General features: G+C 31.3%; 25 protein-coding genes, 1 other RNA gene and 1 other annotated feature. All 26 genes read right to left on the reverse strand.

What is annotated here, in order from left to right:
* Nucleotides 1-175: 175 nt before the first annotated feature.
* Nucleotides 176-697 (reverse strand): hypothetical protein, encoded by a 522-nt coding sequence (locus tag CUL_RS0109830; protein WP_025641446.1) that lies wholly within the window; start codon nucleotides 695-697, stop codon nucleotides 176-178.
* 117 nt (nucleotides 698-814) lie between these two features.
* Nucleotides 815-1,165: a hypothetical protein gene (locus CUL_RS0109835; RefSeq protein ID WP_025641448.1), complete on the reverse strand. Its 351-nt coding sequence runs from the start codon at nucleotides 1,163-1,165 to the stop codon at nucleotides 815-817.
* A gap of 1,218 nt (nucleotides 1,166-2,383) precedes the next feature.
* A complete protein-coding gene (locus CUL_RS0109840) occupies nucleotides 2,384-2,701 on the reverse strand; it encodes a hypothetical protein (protein WP_025641450.1) in 318 nt (105 codons plus the stop codon).
* Nucleotides 2,702-2,705: 4 nt separating this feature from the next.
* Nucleotides 2,706-2,939, reverse strand: coding sequence for a hypothetical protein (locus tag CUL_RS0109845; RefSeq protein WP_025641452.1), 234 nt, complete (start codon nucleotides 2,937-2,939; stop codon nucleotides 2,706-2,708).
* A gap of 128 nt (nucleotides 2,940-3,067) precedes the next feature.
* Nucleotides 3,068-3,286 carry a Spo0E family sporulation regulatory protein-aspartic acid phosphatase gene (locus CUL_RS0109850; RefSeq protein ID WP_025641454.1) on the reverse strand — a complete coding sequence of 73 codons (219 nt, stop codon included), beginning with the start codon at nucleotides 3,284-3,286 and terminating at the stop codon, nucleotides 3,068-3,070.
* A 122-nt stretch (nucleotides 3,287-3,408) separates the two neighbouring features.
* Nucleotides 3,409-4,359, reverse strand: a complete 951-nt coding sequence (locus CUL_RS0109855; RefSeq protein WP_025641456.1) for a tyrosine-type recombinase/integrase — start codon at nucleotides 4,357-4,359, stop codon at nucleotides 3,409-3,411.
* A 193-nt stretch (nucleotides 4,360-4,552) separates the two neighbouring features.
* An RNA gene (gene rnpB, locus CUL_RS18075) (RNase P RNA component class A) lies at nucleotides 4,553-4,895 on the reverse strand.
* A 98-nt stretch (nucleotides 4,896-4,993) separates the two neighbouring features.
* Entirely contained in the window at nucleotides 4,994-5,704 is a 711-nt protein-coding gene (locus CUL_RS0109865; RefSeq protein ID WP_025641460.1) for a zinc ribbon domain-containing protein, read from the reverse strand.
* Nucleotides 5,705-5,723: 19 nt separating this feature from the next.
* Complete coding sequence (locus CUL_RS0109870; protein ID WP_005587653.1) at nucleotides 5,724-6,824, reverse strand: Nif3-like dinuclear metal center hexameric protein; 1,101 nt, start codon at nucleotides 6,822-6,824, stop codon at nucleotides 5,724-5,726.
* On the reverse strand, nucleotides 6,802-7,509 hold the full coding sequence (locus CUL_RS0109875) for a tRNA (adenine(22)-N(1))-methyltransferase (protein WP_025641463.1): 708 nt from the start codon (nucleotides 7,507-7,509) through the stop codon (nucleotides 6,802-6,804). The genes CUL_RS0109870 and CUL_RS0109875 overlap by 23 nt, the downstream gene beginning before the upstream one ends.
* Nucleotides 7,510-7,672: 163 nt before the next feature.
* A complete protein-coding gene (rpoD, locus tag CUL_RS0109880; protein WP_025641465.1) occupies nucleotides 7,673-8,767 on the reverse strand; it encodes an RNA polymerase sigma factor RpoD in 1,095 nt (364 codons plus the stop codon).
* Between the two features lie 54 nt (nucleotides 8,768-8,821).
* A complete protein-coding gene (dnaG, locus tag CUL_RS0109885; RefSeq protein ID WP_035143048.1) occupies nucleotides 8,822-10,663 on the reverse strand; it encodes a DNA primase in 1,842 nt (613 codons plus the stop codon).
* Nucleotides 10,664-10,746: 83 nt separating this feature from the next.
* A complete protein-coding gene (locus CUL_RS0109890) occupies nucleotides 10,747-11,760 on the reverse strand; it encodes a deoxyguanosinetriphosphate triphosphohydrolase (RefSeq protein WP_025641468.1) in 1,014 nt (337 codons plus the stop codon).
* A 143-nt stretch (nucleotides 11,761-11,903) separates the two neighbouring features.
* Nucleotides 11,904-12,731: a pyruvate, water dikinase regulatory protein gene (locus tag CUL_RS0109895; RefSeq protein WP_005587660.1), complete on the reverse strand. Its 828-nt coding sequence runs from the start codon at nucleotides 12,729-12,731 to the stop codon at nucleotides 11,904-11,906.
* A 10-nt stretch (nucleotides 12,732-12,741) separates the two neighbouring features.
* Nucleotides 12,742-13,386, reverse strand: a complete 645-nt coding sequence (locus CUL_RS0109900; protein ID WP_005587661.1) for a transcriptional regulator CcpN — start codon at nucleotides 13,384-13,386, stop codon at nucleotides 12,742-12,744.
* Nucleotides 13,387-13,425: 39 nt separating this feature from the next.
* Entirely contained in the window at nucleotides 13,426-15,504 is a 2,079-nt protein-coding gene (gene glyS / locus CUL_RS0109905) for a glycine--tRNA ligase subunit beta (protein ID WP_025641471.1), read from the reverse strand.
* 1 nt (nucleotide 15,505) lies between these two features.
* Entirely contained in the window at nucleotides 15,506-16,381 is an 876-nt protein-coding gene (glyQ, locus tag CUL_RS0109910) for a glycine--tRNA ligase subunit alpha (RefSeq protein ID WP_025641473.1), read from the reverse strand.
* 53 nt (nucleotides 16,382-16,434) lie between these two features.
* Nucleotides 16,435-16,603 (reverse strand) — a binding site (T-box leader).
* A gap of 66 nt (nucleotides 16,604-16,669) precedes the next feature.
* Nucleotides 16,670-17,107 carry a DUF4342 domain-containing protein gene (locus CUL_RS0109915; protein WP_005587663.1) on the reverse strand — a complete coding sequence of 146 codons (438 nt, stop codon included), beginning with the start codon at nucleotides 17,105-17,107 and terminating at the stop codon, nucleotides 16,670-16,672.
* Nucleotides 17,082-17,867: a DNA repair protein RecO gene (gene recO / locus CUL_RS0109920; protein WP_005587664.1), complete on the reverse strand. Its 786-nt coding sequence runs from the start codon at nucleotides 17,865-17,867 to the stop codon at nucleotides 17,082-17,084. The genes CUL_RS0109915 and recO overlap by 26 nt, the downstream gene beginning before the upstream one ends.
* 16 nt (nucleotides 17,868-17,883) lie before the next feature.
* Nucleotides 17,884-18,768 carry a GTPase Era gene (era, locus tag CUL_RS0109925; protein ID WP_025641476.1) on the reverse strand — a complete coding sequence of 295 codons (885 nt, stop codon included), beginning with the start codon at nucleotides 18,766-18,768 and terminating at the stop codon, nucleotides 17,884-17,886.
* Between the two features lie 4 nt (nucleotides 18,769-18,772).
* Nucleotides 18,773-19,177 carry a cytidine deaminase gene (locus CUL_RS0109930; RefSeq protein WP_005587667.1) on the reverse strand — a complete coding sequence of 135 codons (405 nt, stop codon included), beginning with the start codon at nucleotides 19,175-19,177 and terminating at the stop codon, nucleotides 18,773-18,775.
* Between the two features lie 27 nt (nucleotides 19,178-19,204).
* Nucleotides 19,205-20,260: a DUF3048 domain-containing protein gene (locus CUL_RS0109935; protein WP_005587668.1), complete on the reverse strand. Its 1,056-nt coding sequence runs from the start codon at nucleotides 20,258-20,260 to the stop codon at nucleotides 19,205-19,207.
* A gap of 12 nt (nucleotides 20,261-20,272) precedes the next feature.
* Nucleotides 20,273-20,977, reverse strand: a complete 705-nt coding sequence (locus CUL_RS0109940) for a diacylglycerol kinase (RefSeq protein WP_025641479.1) — start codon at nucleotides 20,975-20,977, stop codon at nucleotides 20,273-20,275.
* 7 nt (nucleotides 20,978-20,984) lie between these two features.
* On the reverse strand, nucleotides 20,985-21,449 hold the full coding sequence (ybeY, locus tag CUL_RS0109945; protein WP_025641481.1) for an rRNA maturation RNase YbeY: 465 nt from the start codon (nucleotides 21,447-21,449) through the stop codon (nucleotides 20,985-20,987).
* Nucleotides 21,450-21,453: 4 nt separating this feature from the next.
* Complete coding sequence (locus tag CUL_RS0109950; RefSeq protein ID WP_025641482.1) at nucleotides 21,454-23,544, reverse strand: HD family phosphohydrolase; 2,091 nt, start codon at nucleotides 23,542-23,544, stop codon at nucleotides 21,454-21,456.
* Between the two features lie 14 nt (nucleotides 23,545-23,558).
* On the reverse strand, nucleotides 23,559-24,539 hold the full coding sequence (locus CUL_RS0109955; RefSeq protein WP_005587673.1) for a PhoH family protein: 981 nt from the start codon (nucleotides 24,537-24,539) through the stop codon (nucleotides 23,559-23,561).
* Between the last annotated feature and the right edge of the window lie 4 nt (nucleotides 24,540-24,543).

The following is a 24,543-nucleotide window of genomic DNA, read 5'->3' on the forward strand; positions in this document are numbered from 1 at the left end:
CTTTAACCCTAACTACTTCATGTTTTTAATTTCATTAAACATATGCCAACCCTTCAATCCCATTTTCTATCTACCTCCTGTAAAATATTTTACAGGAAAGTAGATTTGTTTTATATACAACTGGAAAATTTTCAGGATTCTTATTTTCCGAAATCTCATGATTTTATTTTACCACTTACACCCTTATTCTATAGCCCTTTTCTGCTTTCGTTTCATATGTTAATTTCAGATTTTTTTCATCTATATCCTCAATGGCTTTAGATAAGAAACTCATTCCTTTTCTGTACCTTATTTTATCTGTTTCGTTTTTCCTTTGTTCCCTTTTCATTAGAATATATTTTGTTACCTTTAAAAAATCTGTATTTAAGATGGTTGTATTTACAGTTGGAATATCTAATACTTGGTATTGATTAGAGATATTATATCTATAATCTCCATTTTTTACATTTATAAAGCGAAATAAATTTAAAAACTCAATACTAGCAGCAAGATTATCTTTATTTATCTGAATATTAGTTAATATGGTCTCTTGATTTGGATTACATATATTTGACTTGTTATTTAAAAACGTCTTCAAGTAAGAGTATAAGGTAAATGCTTTAGAAGGGAGGATAAACCCCCAGCCAGAGTCAAAGACTTGATTCATGCTATAAACAGCATATCTGCCGTTCTCCTGTCCATTTAAACGCCTAATCATATAAAACACCCCCAGATTAATATGGAAGTATTGTATTTATAATTTGTTTTTCCACTATAGACTCTAAACACTTTAGAAGACTAATTACTTCAAATCTTCTAAAGTGTCTAGTATCATCTATTTAAAATGTTTATTTATTGCAAGTACTGCCATTTTATAAAGTTTATCATTATTAACATAGAGTTCCTGAAACTGTTTTTCTTTTGATTTATCTAAGATATTTAGTTTTGTCTTTGCCATATCTATTTTATATGTACCTAGTTTTTTAATTGGAATGCAATTTTTATAGTTCCAGTAATTTTTGTCTGTTACTTCAAATTTACCCGTTTTTATATTTATTGCTATGTAAACCCTAATTCCATAAGTATACACATCCCAATTTTGAAAATATATTTTTTCTAGTTGTGCTCTATTTTTCTCTAAATGTTTCAGTAACATCTCTTTACTCATAGTAGATACAGTTAACATATTCAAACCTCCTATTTTAGGTTAATACAAGCGATAACTAGATTAACCATATATAACTATACCAACACATCTTACAAGCCCTAAATCTCTTATATTTCCTTTCAGACATCATTCATTAGTTGTACTTTCATCCCTATCATCTCCTTTTCATATATTGGAGATATTTTGTTTAAACTGTATTTACTCCTACACAAAATCTTTATTTAAGACTTAATAAGCCTTAAGGTCATTTTGAGAAAATAAAAAACAGAACAAGGACCCAGTGCAAATGCCTATGCATTTACACCAAGTTATTTTTGTTCTGTTTCAGGTTTGTTTTTAATATTCTATTTTTGCTTAGTTTAATTTGTATTTTATATCTTTTTTTATTTTGTAGTATAATCTTATCCTATCTTTTTTTGCTTGTCAACCCAATTATATCAGTATTTTACAACATATTTATAAAATTTTTATTTATTTCGGTAAAATTAAATTAATTATAATTTTTTCTTGTAATCCATACTTATATGCTAAAATACTTCTGCTTTCAAATACTCTATTTATTTATTTCGGTTATAGAGTTGTGTTAAAAACCTTAAAATAGGTTGTTTTCCCTTGTTTTAGTTTGTTTTTCCTGATTATGATTAAATGTCTTGCTCATGCATTTAATTCGGTTTATTTTCGTTTTATTCGGTTTATTTCCCCCATCATCTTCTATATTAGGTCATTTTATTCGGTCGAAAATAATAATTATACTGATGTCGCTAGATGAAGTACCTACAAGGGTATATGGCATCTCCTTTAATAAACATTATTAACTCTTAATAATAGTTAATAACTAATATACCTTTTAATAATAAATATATCTAATAGTAATATTTATTAAAAAATAATACTAGATATAAATCTTAATAAATGATTTATCTAGTATTATCTAAAATTAATCAATATATCTAATTTATTAGTTATTATCAGGTAATAGAATACTATTTATTGTGAAAATGAAAAGAGGGTAACAGTAGGAAGTAAGTTACCTTACACTACCATTCCCTCTTTCCACATACTTACAACTTTTCACTTTTAGGATCACAACTAAATCGGGGAAAACATAAACTAATCTTACATCCTAAAAATGAGATAATTTTTTACAAAAGAAAGGATTTTAACCTTTTGATTAACCCATTATATTATTTCAATACTCATTACAAATTTCCTTCTTTTTTAGAAAGAATATATTAACTAATTTAGATAATATATTTCTCCTTCTACTTCGTAAAAGGCAACATACAGAGCAAAAATATTGGTTATAACCTTTTCTTCAACATGGTCTACTGACCCGAGTTTATAAATTTTATACTTATAATCATAGTTATCAAAGAGTTCTGGTCTATCTTCTTTAATTTCATTTAGTGCCTTTAGGATATCTTCATTAATATCCATATTTGTTTGAACAAAAATTATCTTTGCAATTTCTACAGCATCTTCAAACCCAATTTTCTTTAAATCTTGGTTTATTTTCTTTTGCTGTCCATTTTCAAATCCTCTAATTATATTCATCTAATTACCCTCCAGTTTTGCTTCTCTTCTTATTAATATTTGACCTGAAAATTATATTCGCATAGTCAATTGCAAACTTTTTACTCATAAAAAGATTGAAAGTTAATAGTAGTAACCCTATGGATATATCTATTTCTTCAGATAAAATTTTGAAGGGCATAAAAGATGCTAAACCTAGTAAGATATTTGTAATAATAAAAACCAAGACTACTGAAACTCTTTGATTTAAGGTTAACATAATTTCACCACCTTTTCATAAAGAAAATACCTCCCATGTAAACGGGAGGCTTTGCAAAAAACACTAAGATAAGAAAGGAGTTTGTTACAAATGAACAAAAGAGAGAAACTTAAGAAACTTATTTTATTTTAAAAAGGAGGATTCTGAATAATATTTTCAAAATCTATCTGATTTATCAGATTATCTAGTTTTTCAGATAAATCTATTACCTCTTTATGAATTTGTCTATACTGATCATTTTTTTGCTCCCAAGTTGGACCAGTAATTAAATTAACTCTTACAATTTCTATATTATCTATTGGTAACTTACTACTTGAAATTCCTTCTAAGATTGATTGAAGATCCATGGTATATCCTCCCTGCTTTTATACTATTATCACCTTGTTTGTAAATACATTATAACGCAGAATCCAGTCATCTACAAGGCTACATGGCTTTTTTGTTTTAATTTTTACAAAAAAATAACGACCTATTTTTTATCTAGGTCGTTTATCAATTTATTAATTTTATTTTTATTATGGGTTTTAAAACTATGTTCCATTACTCTATTTTTTATGGTTGGTGTTCCTTGTGTATATACATCTAAGACCCTTATGTCTTTATGGCCTGTCCACTTCATTATGTCTGCTTGGCTTAATCCTTCTTCTACTAGATTGGTAATAAAGGTATGCCTAAAGTTATATGCAGTAATATCTTTGTCTATTCCACTTGCATTTGCATATTTTTTTACCATTTTACTAAAAGCAGTATCGCTTACCTTTTTACCTCTATCGCCTTTAAATAGGTAATCATCAGGCTCCAATGAATCTCTTTCCTTTAGATAATTCATTAATGATATATAAACCCTATCATCAAGGGGAAGTACATCGTGTACTTTTGTTTTACTACGTCTAACATATAGGGTTTTGTTTGTCATATCGAAATCTTTAACTTTTAAATTTAATACTTCTTCTCTTCTAAGTCCTAGGAAGGCAAGAATGTATAATATTGCTGCACTACGTTTCCAATTTTCATCCTTAAGTTCAAATGGCATTGATAGTATCTTATCTAACTCATCAGGTTCCAATATCTCTACTTTCTCCCTATCTGCAAATGGCCTAGTTGTTGGAATAACTTTCATATAATTTACACTTATTATTCTAAGGTTTTCTAGATATGTAAAGAGACTTTTAAGAGCATTTAGTTTTCTGTTTACTGTTGCTATTTTATATCCTTTTACATCATATAAGTAATCTCTATAGTCCAATAAATTATCTTCATCTACAACTTCTATGTATTCAATTCCCGCTTCCTCTTCCATATACTTTTTAAAGATATTATAATCTGTTTTATAGGCTGTAATAGTATTTTTACCTTTACCTGTTCTTTCCATATTATTAATATATCTTTCTATTGCTTTTTGTATTGTCATTTTCTCCATTGGTAATATCCTCCATAAAAATATCTATCTTTATAGTAGCACAGAACTTAGTTATTTTCAATTTGGGGCTATCTTTTTTCATAAGTATATAATAATATATAAGTAAGATAAATATTGTAAAATAAACCTTTGAGAACATTTCGGTGTAAAAAGCAAAAACACCCGAAATAATCGGGTGTTTTCTATGCCTTTTTTGAAGAGTAAATCTATAAGCCGTGTTCTGTCTTAGATGATCATCTATCTATGACCTATTGTTACCAATAGGTTCCTGCGACCTACCATTGGGACGGCGGCGGGCTACCACCTTTTTCAGTCCCTTCTTGGTCTTGCTCCAGATGGGGTTTACAGAGCCAGTTAGTCACCTAACCGCTGGTGAGCTCTTACCTCACCTTTCCACCCTTACCTAATATTAAATTAGGCGGTATCTTTCTGTTGCACTATCCTTAGGGTCGCCCCCACTGGACGTTATCCAGCATCCTGCCCTATGGAGCACGGACTTTCCTCATGCAAAAGCACGCGATCATCCGATTTACTCATCCCATTTTCAATTATTTAATAACAATAATATATCATAAATTAGAATTATCTTCAAGTGGAATATATTCCAGTTTTGTTACTTTATGGTAAGGTTGAGCTATTTATTTAGATAGAGCATTCTATCACAATTTTCACAATATAAAACTAAATTATTATTTTTCAACCTATCTAAGGTTATGGCGGGCAGAACCATATTGCATCCGCTGCACCTATTATCTATAACCTCCACTACAGCCCTTCCCCTATTTTTTCTTAACTCATTATACTTTTTTAAAAGCTCCTTATCTATTGAAGAAGATATTTCTTCCATCTTCTTCTTTTCATCAACTGCTTCCCGTTTTAATTCTTCCATAAAAGATTTGTATTCATTTACTACCTTCTTATATTCTTTTCTTAACGCCTGAAAATCTTCTTTAATCAGGATGAACTCTTTTTTTAGTTCTTCCATCTCCTCTAGCAAATTCAAAATTTCCATCTCTTTTTCTTCAATTTTTTTTGTTATATTTTCCCTTTCTTGGTTTAAGAATGTCAATTGTTTCAAATCTGAAATATTTCCTTCATACAAGCTTTTCTCGATTTCCTGTAATTTACTATCGTATTCCTTTAAAATAAGATTTCCTTTATTTAATCTATTCTCCCTTTCTTCTATTTTATTTTCTAAATCTAATAATCTTTTTTCTGTTTCCTCTAGTTTAAAACCCAAAGCTTTTATTCTATTCCCATTGCCAATTTCTTTAAGATTTTTACTAATATCCTTTAAAATATTAGTGTGTTTTTGCAGTTCCCATAAACCTTCTATTTCTCCCATTTAATTACCTCCATATAGTTTAATATACTACATAAGGCGGACTGCTTTCATCATATATGATAATTTCAGTATTTTCTCCTAAATTAACTTCTAAATAATCCCTTATAACTGGCAATACTACTTTTTCTGTATGGTAATGACTAGCATCTATTATAGTCAATCCTAGTTCATTGGCATACTGGGCTTCATGATATTTTACATCTCCTGTAATAAATATATCTGCTCCCTTTCTATAAGCATCATGAATAAAGGATGAACCGCTTCCACCGCATACCGCTACCTTTCTAATGGTTTTGATCTGATTGCCATAAACAATAATCTTATTTACCTTCAAGCTTTCTTTAATAATATCCAAATAATTAAATAATGGTCTTTCTTTGACTTCCCCTATCCTACCATATCCATAGACCTTACCCTTATTCTTTAACGGATATATATCGTAGGCTACTTCCTCATAGGGATGATGCTTTATCATCTCGTCTACCACTCGGCTTAGTTTTTTTTCTTCAACTATAGCTTCTATTCTAGTTTCTTCAACTTCCTCTAATACATAGGCTTCACCTATAAATGGATTAGTGCCTTCAAGGGGCATAAAAGTACCGATCCCTTCTATATTATAAGTACAATGGCTATAATTTCCAATCCATCCTGCACCTGCTTCACCTAGAACTTTTCTAATGGTATTAGCATGATCTCTGGGAACAAAAACTACCAGTTTATATAGGGATTCCTCAAAAATAATCTTAATGGGTTCAGTATTTTTTATTTCCAATATATTTGCTAAAGCATCATTTACACCGTCAATTGCTAAGTCTAAATTTGTATGGGCATTATATACTACTATATCTTCCCTTATGAGGTCATAGACTAATTTCTCTTTATAAGACAATTTTGCAATCCTCTTTAAGGGTTTAAATATTATGGGATGATGGGTAATAATCATCTGAACATTTTCATCTACTGCCTTTTCAAATACCTTTCTATCTAGATCTAGGGATATTAGTACTTTTGAAACTTCCTTTTCCGGATCCCCTATTTGAAACCCCGTATTATCCCATTCATCAATTAAATTTGGTGAAGCCCATTGGTCTAGCAACTTAATTATCTCTATCGCCTTCAATCTTCTTTAACACCACCTTTAACTCCTCAATTTTTTCCATTAGCTCTTTTCGTCTTTCCTCACTTCGTTCTGTCTTTTTACCCTCTAATTCCTGTAATATTTTTTTAATTATTTTGATTTTATCTTCCAGGAATTCTTTCAGTATTAGGCCATCCTTTACAATCAATTTTTCTCCTATCTCATAATAGATATAGTCCTCTACATGGGATTTTCCCTTTTTAGCATATATTATCTCATAAAATTTATTATCTTCTTTTACCAGTTTCTCATCTATTATTTCAAAATTATTCTCATATAGATATTTCCTTAATTCTTTAGTAGCAATATTAGGCTGCAATATAAAATTGGTTATAGAGTCTCTTTTTCCCCTATCCTTGTCCAGTATATCTCTGATAAGAAGACCTCCCATGCCAGCTATTACTAATGTATCTATTTCAAAGGGTTTCAATACTTTCAATCCATCCCCCAGTCTAATCTCTATATAGTTTTCCATTTTTCTTTCTTCAACAAATTGCTTTATCTTTTCTAAAGAACTTTGACTAAGATCTGTTGCAATTACTTTTTTCGCTATTCCCTTTTCTATTAAATATACAGGTATATATCCATGATCTGTTCCTACATCTCCTACTATAGTGTTTCGAGGAACAAAATCCGCAATAGCTTGTAGTCTACTAGATAATTTCATTCCTTTATTCCTTTCATTTATTTTTATAGCGAATAGGAAAGTTCTCACTTGTTTATTATAATTTAAAAGAACTTAACCTAAATGAGTTTCAAAAAAGGCTCCCCTAATACTTCAATAGAGATCTTTTTTATAATTAAAGATTCGCCTTTTGCGAATCTTTAATCTATTCCAGGAAATCTTTTAATTTCTTACTTCTACTTGGATGTCTTAACTTTCTTAAAGCCTTTGCCTCTATCTGCCTAATCCTTTCCCTTGTAACATCAAATTCCTTGCCTACTTCTTCCAAGGTTCGTGCCCTACCATCATCTAAGCCAAATCTTAATCGGAGTACTTTTTGCTCCCTAGGGGTAAGGGTATCTAGCACATCTATCAATTGCTCTCTTAACATAATATAGGTAGCTGCATCTGCAGGTGCCAATGCATTATCATCTTCTATGAAATCACCAAGATGACTGTCTTCTTCTTCACCAATTGGAGTTTCTAAAGACACTGGCTCTTGAGCGATTTTCATAATCTCCCTTACTTTTTCCACTTCCATATTCATCTCCTTAGCAATTTCCTCAGGAGTCGGATCCCTACCTAACTCTTGTACTAGCTGTCTCTGTACTCTTACTAGTTTATTTATAGTTTCCACCATATGGACTGGTATTCGGATAGTCCTTGCTTGATCAGCTATAGCTCTAGTTATAGCTTGACGTATCCACCAAGTAGCATAGGTGCTAAATTTAAAACCTTTTTCATAATCAAATTTTTCAACTGCTTTCATCAAGCCTAGATTTCCTTCCTGGATTAAGTCCAAAAAGAGCATGCCTCGACCTACATACCTTTTTGCTATACTTACTACCAATCTTAAGTTCGCTTCTGCTAATTTCTTCTTGGCTATTTCATCACCTGCTTCCATTCGTTGGGCTAACTCTACTTCCTCTTCAGCTGTTAACAAGGGGATTTTCCCTATTTCTTTTAGATACATCCTAACAGGGTCATCTACATTTATTCCTTTAGGTACTGAAATATCTTCCTCCTTAATTTCTATCTCCTCTGATTCTCCTTCTTCATCGGTTTCAAGGAGCATATCTTCCTCTTTTTCTCCTACGATATCTATTCCCATATCTTCCAATCTTAAATAGATATCATCAATTTGATCTGCATCCAAATCAATTTCCTCTAGTGCATCCATTATTTCTTTATATGTTAACATGCCATTTTTCTTGCCCTTATTTATCAGGTTTTTTATAGCCAATAATTTTTCTTTTCCTATTTTTTCCCCTTCTTTATTTTTTTGGTCCAATGCAGCTCCCTCCCTTCCTAGTCTTTATATATGTGATTTTAACTTCTTGTCTAATTTTGTTAATTCTAAACATAATGATTTAAATTTTTCCACATCTCCTTCATCTTTTCTTTTCTTAGATTCAATTTCTTGAATCTCTTTTAAAATCTCTTTTCTCGTCATTTCTAATTTAGAATACTCTATTCTTTTAATTAGATCTTCTATCAATTTATGCTTGTTATCAGGTAGAAAATCCACATCTATATCCATTATTTCATATATCAAATTATAATCTAAATTCTCCTCTTTGCCCAGCTTATCTATTATAAGTTTAGGTGCCAATTCTGTCAAATCTGAATTAGTCTCATATTCTTTAAATATTATATTTGCTAAAATATTATGCTCATAATTCAAAAAGTCTTCTCTACCTAGATAGCTTCTTATCACATTATAATATTCTTTGTTTTTAATCATTAATCTTATTAAAGTTTTTTCTGCAGTTAAGTGGGCTGGTTCTAATACAGTCTTAATTGGCATTATTTTATTCTTATTATACCTATTTCTGCCATTTATATACTTGTCCTTGTAAAAACTTGTGTTGCCTTTATAATCCCTACCTGATACTTCCTTTTGGATTGCTTCTTTCGATACTCCTGTTTCTCTAGATACCTTATCTATATATACTTCCTTTTCAATAGGGCTTTTTAAATCTCTTAGAATTTTTGATATTTCTTTAGTAAATTTAATCTTATCCTCTGTATTATTTAGATTATATTTTTGTTTATTTATAAATATTTTATAATCTATATGGTTTAGTGCCCTATCTATGAGATTATTAAACTCTTCTAGCCCATTCTCGTTTATAAAGTCATCTGGGTCTTGTCCTATTGGTAATACTATTATCTTAGGTTCTATTCCTTCTTTTCCTAATATATTTAATGCTTTTATTGTTGCACTTATTCCTGCTCTATCTGAGTCATAGCATATATAGATTTCTCTCTTATATCTCTTCAGTAGTTTAGCCTGGTTATGAGTAAATGCAGTTCCAAGACTCGCTACGGCATAGTTAATCCCATTTTTATATAAAGATATAACATCCATATAACCTTCTACTAATATCAGTTTTTCATCATCTGAATGCTTTTTTATCAAATTTAGTCCATATAAATTATTGCCTTTTGAAAATATTAAAGTATCCCTGGAATTTAAATATTTTGGCATAGAATTATCTAGCACTCTACCTCCAAAACCAATTACTCTACCTTTAAAATCTATTATTGGAAATATTATTCTATTTCTAAACCTATCATAATAACCAGTATTGTCCTTTCTTCTTCCTATTAAACCAGCCTTTTCTATATCTACTTCCTTATAACCCTTCTCAATTAAATAGTTATTTACACTTTCCCATCTATCTGGAGCATACCCTAAACCAAATTTGTTTATTATATTTTTATCAATATTTCTATTTTGTAAATATCTTAAAGGTCTTTTGTTATTATTCAAATTATAATAATAAAACCTCGCAGCATCTTTATTTATTGCATATAAAATATCTTTTTCTAATTTTAATTTATAGTCAATTTTGTTCTCTTCCAAAGGTATTCCTTGTAAATCCGCCAAAAATTTAACTGCATCTATAAATGATAAATTCTCTATCTTCATAACAAAGTTTATTAAATCTCCGCCTTCACCGCATCCAAAACAATGGAATAACTGTTTAGATTCTGAAACGGTAAAAGAAGGAGTTTTCTCACTATGGAAAGGGCATAACCCTACGTAGTTACCCCCAGTCTTTTTTAAACGTACATATCTAGATACTATATCAACCAGGTCACTACTATCATGAATTTTTTCAATCAATTCATCGTTAATTTTATATGTCATAAACTACCACCTTGTTTTTCTCTTAATAAATATAAGAGAATACTTTATAGTATTCGACAAAAAATTAGAAAATCCTTCTTTTATTAAAATTTTCCCCAAGATTTTGGCATAAATAGTTCTTTAAACAGATTTACTGCGTATCTATCAGTCATGCCTGCTATATAATCGCATATTATATCCTCTTTTAATTCATATTTATCATATAATTTAATATGTTCTATGGGTAATTTATTGAAATTATTTATATAATGAAAGTATAATTGTTCAATAATATATTTAGCCTTATTCTCTTCGCTTTTTGCAGCCTTGTTTAAATATACCCTTTCAAACATAAAATCCCTTAATTTTTCCGTATAATAATCTATTTCTTCACTCATGGCTATATGGCCTATGCCCATACTATTCTTTATCACATCTACAATCATAGAATTTATTCTTTCCCCATGGTATTTTCCTAACCTTTTAATACAGTCTCTTGGTAGTTCTTCCCTTTTTATTATATTAGCCCTTATAGCATCATCAATATCATGGTTAATATAGGCAATCCTATCCGCTATCCTCACAATATGCCCCTCTAAGGTCTCAGGCTTTTCTTTACCTGTATGTTTTAGAATTCCATCCCTCACTTCATAGGTTAAATTCAATCCTTTTCTTGACTCAGTATGTTCTAGACGGTCTACTACCTTTAAACTCTGTCTATTATGATTAAATCCATTGGGATGTAATTCATTTAATATATTTTCCCCTGTGTGTCCAAAGGGAGTATGACCTAGATCGTGACCTAAAGCTATAGCTTCAACTAAATCTTCGTTTAGTCTTAACGCTCTTGCTAAAGTTCTTGATATCTGAGCAACCTCTAAGGTGTGAGTCAATCGTGTCCTATAATGGTCACCTTCTGGCGCTATAAAAACTTGGGTTTTGTGTTTTAGCCTTCTAAAGGATTTTGAATGGATTATTCTATCCCTATCTCTTTGATAGTCAGTCCTTACATTACAACTTTCTTCTTCAATAACCCTTCCTTTAGTGTTTTTACTCAAAGCTGCATATTGGGATAAAGTATTTTTTTCAAGATCTTCAATTTGAACTCTTATACACATATTATATACCCCATTTTAAATAAAAATAGTATTGATATATATATACAACATAAGTTCCTATAATCCTTCAAAATTTTGAAAGTTTTTTTAGATTTTTATTCTAAATATATGGAAGCAAAAGAAGTGTTGCATATACAACACTTCTAATCTATCATTTCTTCTCCAAAATTCTTCTTCATATAATCTATTACTATTCCTGCAGTTTCTTCTACCGCTTTGTTAGATACATCTATTACTGTACAATTAAGTTTTTCCATTATTTTCTTAGAATATTCAAGTTCTAAGTTTATTCTTTCTATACTTGCGTAATTGGCATTATTATTTAATCCTAATGATTTTAATCTTTCTTGCCTTATTTCATTTAGTTTAAACGGGTTAGCAATAAGTCCAAATACCCGCTTTACATCCTTTTCAAACAATTCGTTTGGTGCAGGTACTTCCGGAACTAAGGGTACATTTGCTACCTTAAAATGTTTGTGAGCTAAATACATACTCAAAGGTGTTTTAGAAGTTCTGGACACCCCTACCAATACTATATCAGCTTTTTTTATTCCTCTTGTATCTTTTCCATCATCATACTTTACTGCAAATTCTACAGCTTCAACTTTTCTAAAATATTTTTCATCTAATTTTCTTATAAGCCCTGACTCCCTTTTTGGTTCATATCCTAATACTTCTTCCAGGGCATCTAAGGTTGGTGTCATCAAGTCAATTACAGGAATATTATATTCTTTGCCCATTTTAATAACAAAATTCCTTAATTTTTCTATTACTATGGTATAAATAACTATACTTCTTTCCTCTTTTGCTTCTTCAAATACTTCTCTGATTTGTTCTTCTACTGTAATATACGGAAATCTTCTCACTTCATATTTCTCTGGATTAAATTGGCTTACTGCTGCTCTAGCCACTTGCTCGCCAGTTTCTCCAATGGAGTCTGATAGTACATATATTGTAATACTCTTGTCCATAAGCTACCCCCTATTCATTATTCCCCAGCTCAACAAAAAGTCTTGTAATAGTAGTTTTTGTAATTCTACCTACTACCTTATAGGCCTTGTCACCTTCATCTAGAATAACTTCTTCTACTACCGGTAGGCTATCTATCTCATGCTCAATTAATTTCATTGCTGCATCAAGAACACTTTCTTCTGGGGCTGTTACTATAATATTTGGCATCCGTGTCATAATTACTGCTATGGGTGTTTTAGTCAAATTTAGACCTCCGATGGCATTCTTTAAAAAGTCCTTCCTAGACACTACTCCTGATAAATATCCCTTTGAGGTGACAAATATGGTACTGGTATCCTCCAAAAATATGGTCACTATTCCATCATATATACTTGTCTGTTCGTCTACTATAATGGGAATTGATTTCCTTTCTGCCACCTTAATTCCCTGAATTTTTTCCGAAATAAAACTAAAGGTTGTTTTTCCAGTATAAAAATATCCTACTTTTGGCCTTGCATCTAATATACCTGACATGGTAAGTATGGCTAAATCTGGTCTAAGAGTTGCCCTAGTCAATTTTAAAGTTTTTGCAATATTTTCACTAGTTATAGGCTCATTGGCTTTAACAATATCGATAATTTTTTCCTGTCTCTCACTTAATTGGATTTGAATCACACCCCTTTGCTATTGGAAAATAAGCCCAAGGAATTGGGCTTATTTAACTAATTTGGATAAATCGCAGATTAAGAGCATAGTTTCAGATATTTTTCCCAAAAGATTTAGCCTATTTCCCCTTAAATCCTCATCATCAACCATAACCATTACGTGATCAAAGAAATTATCAACTGGTTCCTTTAAACCTATAAATAGTTCTAAAGCCTTATCATATTCTTTCTTATCTAGACAACTTAATACTTTTTCCTCAATATCATTAAAAGCCTCATATAATTCTACCTCCGCATCTTCAACAAATAGATCTCTTTTTACTTCTGTAGAAGTAGTTTTTTCAGCCAAATTGATAACTCGATTGAAAGTAAATAAAACCTCTGTTAATCTATCTTCTTCTAGATATTGATTTAATTTATCAGCTCTTACCTTTAGGTCATAAATATTGTCAATCCCCGTGCTTATAACGCCATCTATTATATCATATCTTATCCCCATATCGATAAACATGTTTTTAATTCTACCATTGAAAAAATCTACTATCTCCTTTTTTATGCTGGAATAGTCGAATACTAGTCCTAGTTCCTCTACATATATATATAAAGCAGAATCTATTAACTCTCCTAAGGCTAGATTTAGTCGTTTATCCAAAATGATATTTATAATACCTAAAGCTTGCCTTCTAAGCCCATAAGGATCTTGGGAACCTGTTGGCTGTATCCCTATGGCAAAAGAACCTGCAATGGTATCCAATTTATCTGCAATACTCAATATGGATCCAGCTGTAGTTGTTGGAAGTTCATCGCCAGCAAACCTTGGCAAATATTGTTCATATATTGCAGTACTAACAATTTCATTTTCCCCAGCCTGCTTTGCATATTCCATCCCCATCCTACCTTGTAATTCTGTAAACTCATCTACCATCTTAGTGACCAAATCAGCTTTTGATAGATAGGCAGCCCTTTCCATATTTCTTTGGGTTTCTTCTCCAACCTCTAAATAATCGCCTATCTTTTTTGATAGTTTTTGAATCCTTATGGTTTTATCATAAAGGGTACCTAATTTTTCTTGGAATACTATATTTTTCAATTGTTCTACATAGTCTTCCAATGGTTGCTTTATATCTTCATGATAAAAGAATTTTGCATCTTCTAATCTGGCTTCCAACACTTTTTCATTCCCTTTAACTACCATTTCTATATATTCTTTATTTCCATTTCTCACTGTAATAAAATAAGGCAATAGCTTACCTTTATCGTTTACAATTGGAAAAAATCTAAGATGTTCTTTCATCGGTGTTATTATAACATCCTCTGGTAAGCTCAAATATTCCTTCTCTATTCTTCCTATTATCGGTGTTGGATACTCAACAATATTAGTTACTTCATCTAATAAATCTTCATCTATAAGAAGATTGCCTCCCTTTTCTTTAGCTAACCTTTCCGAGCCATATTTAATTATTTCCCATCTTTTATTTTGATCCACCAGTACGAAATTATCTTCTAATTTACTAAAATATTCCTCCACTGAATTGATTACAATCCTATTGCTTCCTAAGAATCTATGCCCCTTGGTTAAATTACCAACCTCTATACCTTCAAATTCAAAGGGGAGTACTCTATCGTTTAATATAGACACTATCCATCTTATTGGCCTTGCAAACCTTATATTTTTCCCACCCCATTTCATTGACTTAGGAAAAACTATAGATTTTATTATATCTGCCATATTATTTGACAATACAGTAAAGGTATCCTTACCCTCTTTAATCACATTCCCATATACATATTCTTCCCCATTATGTTCATCAATAAAAATCTGTTCTATACTAATACCTTGCCCTCGCATAAATCCTTGTAAAGCCTTTGTTGGATTATCTTTATCATCATAGGCGATTCTCTTTGCAGGTCCCTTTACTCTTTCCTTTAGGGTACTTTGCTTATCACTTAAACCACGAATTATCAATACCAATCTCCTAGGAGTAGCGTATGTTTCCGTGTTAGTATATTCAATCCTTTCATTCTTTAACATCTTTTCTGTATTTTCTTTTAGCTGAGCTAATGCACCATTAATTAATCTTGCTGGAAGTTCTTCTACTCCTATTTCTAATAAATATTTATTGCTCATCCTACATCCCCTCCTTTATTAGAGGATATCCTAGTTTTTCTCTTTGCTCTATGTATTCAGACGCAACCAATTTAGCAAGATTTCTAACTCTACTAATATAATGGGTTCTTTCCGTTACACTTATGGCTCCCCTTGCATCTAACACATTAAAGGTATGAGAACATTTTAAAACATAATCATAACTGGGTAATACTAGTCCTTCTTCTATAACGTTTTTAGCTTCTTCTTCATATATATTAAATAGATTTTTTAATGTTTCTATATTAGCTTTTTCAAAACTATATACGGAATGTTCATACTCTGGTTTTTTAAAGATATCTCCATAAGTAATATCCTCATTCCATTTTATATGGAATATTTCGTCCACATCTTGAAGATACATGGCTATTCTTTCTAACCCGTAGGTTAGTTCTGCCGATTCTAAATGACAATTGATACTGCCTACCTGTTGGAAATAGGTGAATTGTGTGATTTCCATACCATCTAACCATACTTCCCAACCTAATCCCCAGGCACCTAATGTGGGAGCTTCCCAATTATCTTCCACAAACCTTATGTCGTGTTTTAATGGATCTATACCTATAGCCTTTAAACTATCTAAATAGATATCCTGAATATCCTCCGGTGAAGGTTTCAATATTACTTGAAGCTGGTGATGTTGATATACCCTATGGGGGTTTTCTCCGTACCTAGCATCTGCAGGTCTTCTCGATGGTTCCACATATACTACTCTCCATGGTTCAGGTCCTAAAGCTTTTAAAAATGTATGAGGGCTCATGGTTCCTGCACCTTTTTCTACATCATAAGGTTCTAATATTATACATCCTTTACTTCCCCAAAACTCTAGTAATTTCAGCATTAAATCCTGAAAATACATAACTAAACCTCCTTATTTTCTTATTAAAAACGAACAAAAAACCTTTACATCCCTATAGGGACGAAAGGTTACTTCCGCGGTTCCACCCTATTTAATACCTCATGGTATTCTCTCTTAAATATGCTCAGAAGTGCCTTTCATCAATACCATTGTACTAGGCTTTCACTATCCCCAGTTCGCTTTCATAAATATATTGACTTCCTTCTTCTTCATTGCATACTTTATTCAGGTTTTCTATACAGATAATAATCTAGCAAAAAATCATAAAATTGTCAATATGCTTATCTGTTAGTTCTCAAAATCATCTCTGTTACTATTAATATTTTTTGCAACTAAATTATTGATATTGATTACTTCTCCATCTTCTTTTAAAACTTCGATTGTACATTTGGATATAATAGCACTACCTAATCCTATTAAAGCCAAAGGCGCAGATATTAAACTGCCTAGAGCAGCTGCTGTTATTGGAATATTCATTAGTACTTCTCCATCTTTCTTAACGGTAATTTTAGTTACATTACCTTTTCTAAGTATTTCCTTTACCTTATCAATCATCTGCTGACCTCTATCAGCCATATCATCTGACCAGGAAGTCCTATTCTTTTCTATCAATACAATGGCATCTACTACATCTCCATCTGTCTTTTCCAAAGCTTCTTTAGCTTCAGCAAAGGTTACACCTGTTCTATCCACAACCATATCAACTTTTTCTAGAGAAATATCCATCTAATTCGCCTCCATTATCATTCATTGATTTTAAAATATTTAAAGAATTAAATTGATTTCTTTCTATTTTGCTTAATATGTATTTTACCATAATCTCATGCAATTTAAACGTAGTATCTTTAGGAATTTTTATAGAGGATAATTTGTCCAGAGGTGTGTACAACAAGGTTCTCATAGCTTTATACATAGAAATATCCATATTTTCACAATAAGGTTCTATAGTTGAGCAGCTGGGACAAATAATTCCTCCTTGATTAATGCTAAATTTAAAATTTGAAATTTTTTTTCTTCCACATACTGCACAGCCTTCCAAAAAAGGTTTGTAACCTAAATATGAAATATATTTTAGCTCGTAGGACAGTATAAATTTATAATAATCTCTATCTAATTTAGACAAAACCTTTAAACCTTTAGCCAATAGTAGGAATAATTTTTCATTTTCTTCTTCTTCCATTATGGATAGGTCTACTAATTCCAACAAATAGGAACCATACATCATTCTTTGAATATTTTCTCTAATTGGATAGAAAGAGTCTATTATATCTCCTTGGTTTATATAATAAAAATTCCTGCCTTTATAAAGATAATAATCATTATAAGAAAAAGGCTGGGTATTAGCTATTAGTTTACTTTTTGGTCTATAAGCTCCCCTTGCCATTGCATGAATCTTCCCATGTTTTCTCGTAAAAATAGTCAATATTTTACTAGTTTCTCTAAACCGAAACTCCTTTAAAACTATTCCTTCCGTTTTTGTATGCATATTTATTACTACCTTCCTATTTATAACCGAAATATCTTACTTTTCCTTCCTTTTCTCTCCAATTTTTTTCAACCTTTACCCAGAGTTGAAGATTTACTTGACTACCCAATAATTTTTCTAAATCTATTCTTGCATTTTTTCCAATTGATTTGAGCATCCTTCCTCCCTTTCCAATTATTATACCTTTATGGGATTCCCTTTCACAATAAATGGTGGCATGAACATCTATTAATTCTTTCCCTTCTCTCTCCTTAATCTCTTCTATAGAAACGAAAATTCCATGGGGTACTTCTTCTTGCAAGTTTTCTAATGCCTTTTCCCTAATTATTTCCGAAATAATAAACTTCTCTGGTTGGTCTGTAATCATATCTTCTGGAAAATATTGAGGCCCCTCTGGTAACAATTCTTTAATAGAGTCTATATATGCATTAATATTCTCTCCATCTATTGCAGATATGGGAATAATCTCTTCAAACATATTCATTTCTTTATACCTCAATATCAATTGGTTTGTTTCCTCTTTACTTATCTTATCAATCTTGTTTATTAGCAGTATTACTGGTGTCCTTAATCCCTTTAATTCTTCTAGTATATAACTATCTAATTTACCCGTCTCTAGGCTTTCATCTACCATAAATGTAACTATATCTACTTCTTCTAAAGTCTCTCTTGAAATTTTTAACATATACTCCCCTAATTTATTCTTAGGCATTTGAATTCCTGGTGTATCTAAAAACACAATCTGAAATTCTGGTTCAGTATATACCAACTGAATCTTATTTCTAGTAGTTTGGGGCTTATCCGATATTATAGATATTTTTTCACCAATTATATAATTTAAAAGTGTAGATTTGCCTACATTTGGTCTGCCTATTACCGTAACAAAACCGGATTTATACATTTTATCACTCCTGCTCCTTTTCTTCCAAATCCTCTGGTCCAAAACTATGGGGTAGTAGGTCATCCAATTTATATTCCCGATAATCCTCTTCCGAATTAGCAACAATGATAGTGGCATCTTTACCAAACTCCCTAATTACCTGTCTACACACACCACATGGATAGGTAAAATCAGAATCCCCTACAACTGCTATGATTTTAATCTTTTTATGGCCTTCCGATACGGCTTTAAATATAGCAGTCCTTTCTGCACATAAAGTAGGTGAATAGGATGCTATTTCAATATTACAACCCGTATATAGTTCTCCATCTTCTGTTAATAATGCTGCACCTACTTTAAAATTAGAATAGGGAACATAGGCTTTTTCTTGAGCTTCTAAAGCTTTTTTTATTAAATATTGCTTATCCATTAAAACCACCCCTTATATACCATTATACTATTGGATAATTAAGTCTGGATTTACGTTTACAACTTGGATCCAAGTCACTCCTGGGTTTAATACAATTTCCTTCCCAGATTCATCATAGAAATAAGTTTTACTACTTCTAGATTTCTTCATCCATTTAATATTAATGCCCTTCCCATTAGTTATATATTTACCCTTACCTTCACCTACCAAATCTATGGAAAGTCTCCCTTCCTTATCTATTATTCTAGTCTTTGTCTCTTGCATAATAATATTCTTTGCAATTATGGGGGATTTATTAAACTCATCTCTATGACTAACCCCATCTTTTTCACGATAGTAGACCTTTTCTTCAGGATTATATAAATACAAGGTTGTATTGTTTTTATAATAATTTATCAATATTTTCTCTGCTGAAAATCCATCTAATTCCACATCCTCTTCATTGAAATTAAATCCTTTATAGTCCCCTGTTTGTCTAAAACCTTTCTCCAATTGGGTTTTTCTAATAACTTCCATACTGGAATAGGTATTATGGGGTGCCTTTTTGTTAACCCCTTTGTTCTTCCATAATACTTTATTTGAAGAGGAAAGTCCATCAATATCAGCAATTTTAAAATTGATTATATCCTGTTTTGCTTCTTGACTTCCACCTACTCTAACATATACAGGGTCGTATTCCAATAAAGTTGTTACAAAATATGGCCTGGAAGACCTAATAGGCCCTATAGATTTAGGATCCATTATTAAAAATATGGCCATATACCTAGTATATGGGGCCTCTACCATAAATTCATAGACTATTTCCGCTTCAGACAATCCAGCTTGCCATCTAGCGCTGGGATGGTTATCATACATTATAGCCACTGGCCTTCTATTAACTTTATCCTCAGAAGCATATAGACCGCTTAAAGGAGAAGGGATACCCTCTTTTGGGACAGTTTCTTCTGCTATATTCTCCTCTTCTATCTTTTCTCCTTCTTTAATAATTTCATCTTCTACTTCCTTAACATCTTTCTTCCAACAACCAGACGATAATAAGGTTAATAAAATAAAAAACAGAATAGCGATTTTCATCTTTCCCATGATCTTACCTCTTTATCCAATTATTTGAAATACTAGTATCCCTACTATTATACCTAATAATCCACCAAGTATTACTTCCATTAAACTATGTATCCTACCCTCTATCCTGCTTTCCCCCACCAGAATAGCCATTAGATAAGAAAGAGTGGATACTAACATATTATTAGCTATAAAAGCTATTATAGTAGCTATGCAAAAAGAAACCGCTGCATGTCCACTTACGGTTCCTCCTTGAAAAGGAGTACCTCTTCCCTTATAATATTTGGTCTTCAAAGCAATAGTTAATAATACAACAAGTGCTAATGCAACAAATGTTAAATGGATAGGAGAATTTTTTATCTTGAACAATACCAAATTTGTTAAAGGATTGAGTCTATCAAAAAAAAGTAAATATCCTACTATCAATGAATTGAGGGCAGCTATTAGCACCCCTCCTGCAGCAATATCCTTTGCTAAACGAGCTAATGGATGGTAGTCTTCTGTTATTAAATCTACAGTCCTTTCTATTGCTGTATTAATCATTTCTGCAATTAGCACTAAGGCTATTGAAAAAAACAAGATCAGTAATTCCAGTCTAGTAAAATCAAAAAATAGGCTAAGTATTATAACTATGGTAGCTATTATAAAATGGATCCTCATGTTTTTTTCAGTCTTCAAGGTATAAATAATACCGGATACTGCATAATTAAAACTTTCAATTAAACTCCTGGATTTCATTTTAAGGCTAATCTTCCCTTCCATTTTTAAATATCTTTAGTTTTTCCATTACCTCTTTCTCTTTATTTCGCATAGTGAGTTTTTCATTTTCATTCATATGATCATAACCTAGTAAATGTAACATGCTATGGACTGTTAAATAGGATATTTCTCTAACAAAGGAATGGCCATATTCTATCGATTGCTCTAAGGTCTTCTCTGCAGATATTACGATATCGCCTAGCATAGGTACTGGAAATTGAGACTCATCCTGTTCCATAGGAAAGGATAAGACATCAGTTTCCCTATCAACTTTTCTATATTCCCTGTTTAATTTCCTAATCTCTTCATTGTCTACAAAAGTTAAACTGATTTCGTAGTTTAAGGATTTGCCTTCTAATAATAAGGTTTCCTTAATGGCATTCTCTACCGCCTCAAATATATCTTTATCCAGTTTTACTTTATCCTGTCTATCATCTATATACAACTCCATAAATTTAAGCATCTCCTTTTTCCTTAACCAAATCCAAATTAGGATATTCTATCCTTTCATGGAAAATGCCCATCATAACCGATGAAAAGGCATTGGCTATAGTATTTAAGTTTTTTAGAGTTAAATCACATTCCTCTAATTGGCCATCTTCCAATTTCCCTTTGATAATATTTCTTATCATCTCTTCTATATTTTTTTTCGTTGGTTCCTTTATAGATCTAACAGCAGCCTCCGTTGAATCTGCCAGCATAACTATGGCTGCTTCCTTAGTTTGAGGTTTAGGTCCTAAATACCTAAAATCTTCTATCTTAACTTCTGATAGTTCATTTTCTTTTGCTTTATGATAGAAATAGAAAACCACCGTATCTCCATGATGCTGAGCTATAATATCTATTATTTCCTTTGGCAATCTATTTTTCTTCCCTAATGCAACTCCATCTTTAATATGATTGGTAATTATTAGGGTACTCATATTAGGCTGCAATTTATCATGAGGGTTGTCCGACCCCAATTGATTTTCCTTAAAAAAATAAGGTCGAATAAGCTTCCCTATATCGTGGTAATAAGCCCCTACCCTAGATATTAGAGGATCTGCCCCTACCACTTCTGCAGCCCTTTCGCTTAAATTTCCTACTATTATACTATGATGATAAGTTCCTGGAGCTTCTATTAGCAATCGCTTTAACAAAGGTTGATTTGGGTTAGATAACTCTAATAATTTTAAAGGAGTTAATACTTCAAATACATTTTCCCAAATAGGCAAAGTTCCGATAGTAAGAATTGCACAAAATATTCCATTTAAAAACCCATATCCGCCTTTTATTAATATATCCATAAATTCTAATTTTTTTATCAGTCCAAAAGATAATATAGTTAATAAATTAGAAATCCCTATCAATAATCCATTAATTAGAATATTGTATCTCTGTTGTTGTTTAATTACCAAAAACGCACCTACACTCCCACCTATTAAATACATTGTCATTAAGGTATCATCAAGTTTTAAAATAAAACTCAAAATAAAAACTAAAAAGATATTTACAATTAAAGATAGCTTTATATCTAATAGAATGGCAATGAGCAATGCCCCCGTAGATACAGGTATAATAAAAGGAGAAATATTATATATTCCTTGAGATATTAATATTAGGGCTGTAACTATTATCAATAGAATCAGTAATCTATTTCCCTCCAATATTTCTGGATTAAAATAGAATATATATCCAAAAACCACCGTCTCTAATAGTAATATTAATACAATAATCCCCAATACAGTTCTTCTATCATACCCTTCTTTCTCTTTCAACAGCCCCAACTCTTTGATTAAGTCCAATGTATTGCTATCTATTCTATCTCCCTTCCTTACAATTACTTGATGTTCCTTAATTATTACCGGTTCAACCTTTTCCACTTCCTCGTCAATTCTACGTTGAGTTGCTTCTTCATCCATAAATTTGTTCGGTTGGATGGTGTTATTTATAAGGGAAATTCCTAATTCTTTTTTATTGTCACTAATATCAATAGATTCAAATATCTTTTCAATATTTTCTTTTTCATATTCTAAGTCTTCTTCTTTAATACCCGCTGCCATTATTTGATTTGTCAAATCGTTGATGATATTTTCAAAACTAATTAATTCATCAGATTCCATCCTTAAAGCTGTTTGATACTCATTTCTAGAAAGAAGAATCCTAGATTCTTCTACCAATAAATCTGTCTTTTTACTTACGCCAATACTTTGGTCTAATTGGAATTCCCTAACCGTATCAAAAAATTCTTTAATAGTTGCCTTCATAGTCATCTGTACCGAAGGGCTAAGTCGGTATCTAGGTTCTACTCTATCAGAGGCTTCCTTTTTTAGCTGTTCAGTAGCCTGTTTATCAACAATATCTTTAGTTGCTCTAATTTCCAGCGGTGCAGCATCTCCAACCTTAACATTAATCCTTTTAGTCTCTACTTTTTGAATGGTAACAAAAAAAAGGACCATTGTGAAAATTAGTATTAAAAAAATATTGAAATATAGTTTGTTTTTCCTAATATTGAAAGTTGTCTCTTTGCAATTATTGCCATTGATCTCCTTTGAACTTTTTTTCATTTGGGATTTCCCCCTCATTTTTCTATCTTTATGTGCTTTTCGTGTTTTTCATAAGCTTCAATTATTTTTTGAACCAATGGATGTCTTACTATATCATATTTCGATAGATATACAAATTCAATGCCTTCCACATTGGAAAGTATCTTTGATACGGTAACCAAACCTGAAGTTCTGCCTTTAGATAAGTCAATTTGAGTAATATCTCCAGTAATTATTGCCTTTGATCCAAAACCTAGCCTAGTTAAAAACATTTTCATCTGCTCATTAGTAGTATTTTGAGCTTCATCTAATATTACATAAGCAGAATCTAAGGTTCTTCCTCTCATATATGCTAAAGGCGCCACTTCTATTAAGTTTTTTTCCATTAATTTTAAATAGGTCTCAGCACCTAATATATCAAATAATGCATCATAAATAGGTTTAAGATAAGGGTCTACTTTTTCTTGTAAATCTCCAGGCAAAAAACCTAAACTTTCTCCAGCTTCAACAGCCGGTCTAGTTAAAATTATCCTATTCACTTCCTTATTCTTAAATGCATTAACTGCCATAGCCATAGCTAAATAAGTTTTCCCAGTGCCTGCGGGTCCTATGCCAAAGACTATGTCGTTATTTTTAATACTGTCAACATATCTTTTTTGCCCTAATGTTTTAGGCTTTATGCTCTTACCCGATGCTGTAATACATACAATATCGTTTAATAAATCCTTTACCTTTTCTTCTTTTCCTTCAAGTATTAACTGGATAGTATATCTTAACTCTTGTTTAGTTAGTTTTTTCTGACTTCTTATTATCTCAGCTAATTTTTCAATCAACCTCTCTCCTAATTTAGCCGAAAGTCTATCTCCTTTTATAACAATATTACCATCCCTTAAAACTACCTCAACCCCTAGCTCTTTCTCAATTATTTTTATATTTTCGTCTAGCTTTCCAAATAATTGAGATATTAGCTGATTATCTTCAATATATATTTGTCTCTCTTCCTGTACTTTTGTCAAACTT

This window comes from [Clostridium] ultunense DSM 10521, from assembly GCF_000511955.1.
GTDB lineage: Bacteria > Bacillota > Clostridia > Tissierellales > Tepidimicrobiaceae > Schnuerera > Schnuerera ultunensis.

Bases quoted from the DNA above. Each gene is read 5' to 3' on its own strand.
- CUL_RS0109830 (WP_025641446.1), bottom strand. From the start codon at position 697: ATGATTAGGCGTTTAAATGGACAGGAGAACGGCAGATATGCTGTTTAT.
- CUL_RS0109835 (WP_025641448.1), bottom strand. From the start codon at position 1,165: ATGTTAACTGTATCTACTATGAGTAAAGAGATGTTACTGAAACATTTA.
- CUL_RS0109840 (WP_025641450.1), bottom strand. From the start codon at position 2,701: ATGAATATAATTAGAGGATTTGAAAATGGACAGCAAAAGAAAATAAAC.
- CUL_RS0109845 (WP_025641452.1), bottom strand. From the start codon at position 2,939: ATGTTAACCTTAAATCAAAGAGTTTCAGTAGTCTTGGTTTTTATTATT.
- CUL_RS0109850 (WP_025641454.1), bottom strand. From the start codon at position 3,286: ATGGATCTTCAATCAATCTTAGAAGGAATTTCAAGTAGTAAGTTACCA.
- CUL_RS0109855 (WP_025641456.1), bottom strand. From the start codon at position 4,359: ATGGAGAAAATGACAATACAAAAAGCAATAGAAAGATATATTAATAAT.
- CUL_RS0109865 (WP_025641460.1), bottom strand. From the start codon at position 5,704: ATGGGAGAAATAGAAGGTTTATGGGAACTGCAAAAACACACTAATATT.
- CUL_RS0109875 (WP_025641463.1), bottom strand. From the start codon at position 7,509: ATGAAATTATCTAGTAGACTACAAGCTATTGCGGATTTTGTTCCTCGA.
- dnaG (WP_035143048.1), bottom strand. From the start codon at position 10,663: ATGACATATAAAATTAACGATGAATTGATTGAAAAAATTCATGATAGT.
- CUL_RS0109890 (WP_025641468.1), bottom strand. From the start codon at position 11,760: ATGTGTATAAGAGTTCAAATTGAAGATCTTGAAAAAAATACTTTATCC.
- CUL_RS0109895 (WP_005587660.1), bottom strand. From the start codon at position 12,731: ATGGACAAGAGTATTACAATATATGTACTATCAGACTCCATTGGAGAA.
- glyS (WP_025641471.1), bottom strand. From the start codon at position 15,504: ATGAGCAATAAATATTTATTAGAAATAGGAGTAGAAGAACTTCCAGCA.
- glyQ (WP_025641473.1), bottom strand. From the start codon at position 16,381: ATGTATTTTCAGGATTTAATGCTGAAATTACTAGAGTTTTGGGGAAGT.
- CUL_RS0109915 (WP_005587663.1), bottom strand. From the start codon at position 17,107: ATGGATATTTCTCTAGAAAAAGTTGATATGGTTGTGGATAGAACAGGT.
- recO (WP_005587664.1), bottom strand. From the start codon at position 17,867: ATGCATACAAAAACGGAAGGAATAGTTTTAAAGGAGTTTCGGTTTAGA.
- era (WP_025641476.1), bottom strand. From the start codon at position 18,768: ATGTATAAATCCGGTTTTGTTACGGTAATAGGCAGACCAAATGTAGGC.
- CUL_RS0109930 (WP_005587667.1), bottom strand. From the start codon at position 19,177: ATGGATAAGCAATATTTAATAAAAAAAGCTTTAGAAGCTCAAGAAAAA.
- CUL_RS0109935 (WP_005587668.1), bottom strand. From the start codon at position 20,260: ATGGGAAAGATGAAAATCGCTATTCTGTTTTTTATTTTATTAACCTTA.
- CUL_RS0109940 (WP_025641479.1), bottom strand. From the start codon at position 20,977: ATGAAATCCAGGAGTTTAATTGAAAGTTTTAATTATGCAGTATCCGGT.
- ybeY (WP_025641481.1), bottom strand. From the start codon at position 21,449: ATGGAGTTGTATATAGATGATAGACAGGATAAAGTAAAACTGGATAAA.
- CUL_RS0109950 (WP_025641482.1), bottom strand. From the start codon at position 23,544: ATGAAAAAAAGTTCAAAGGAGATCAATGGCAATAATTGCAAAGAGACA.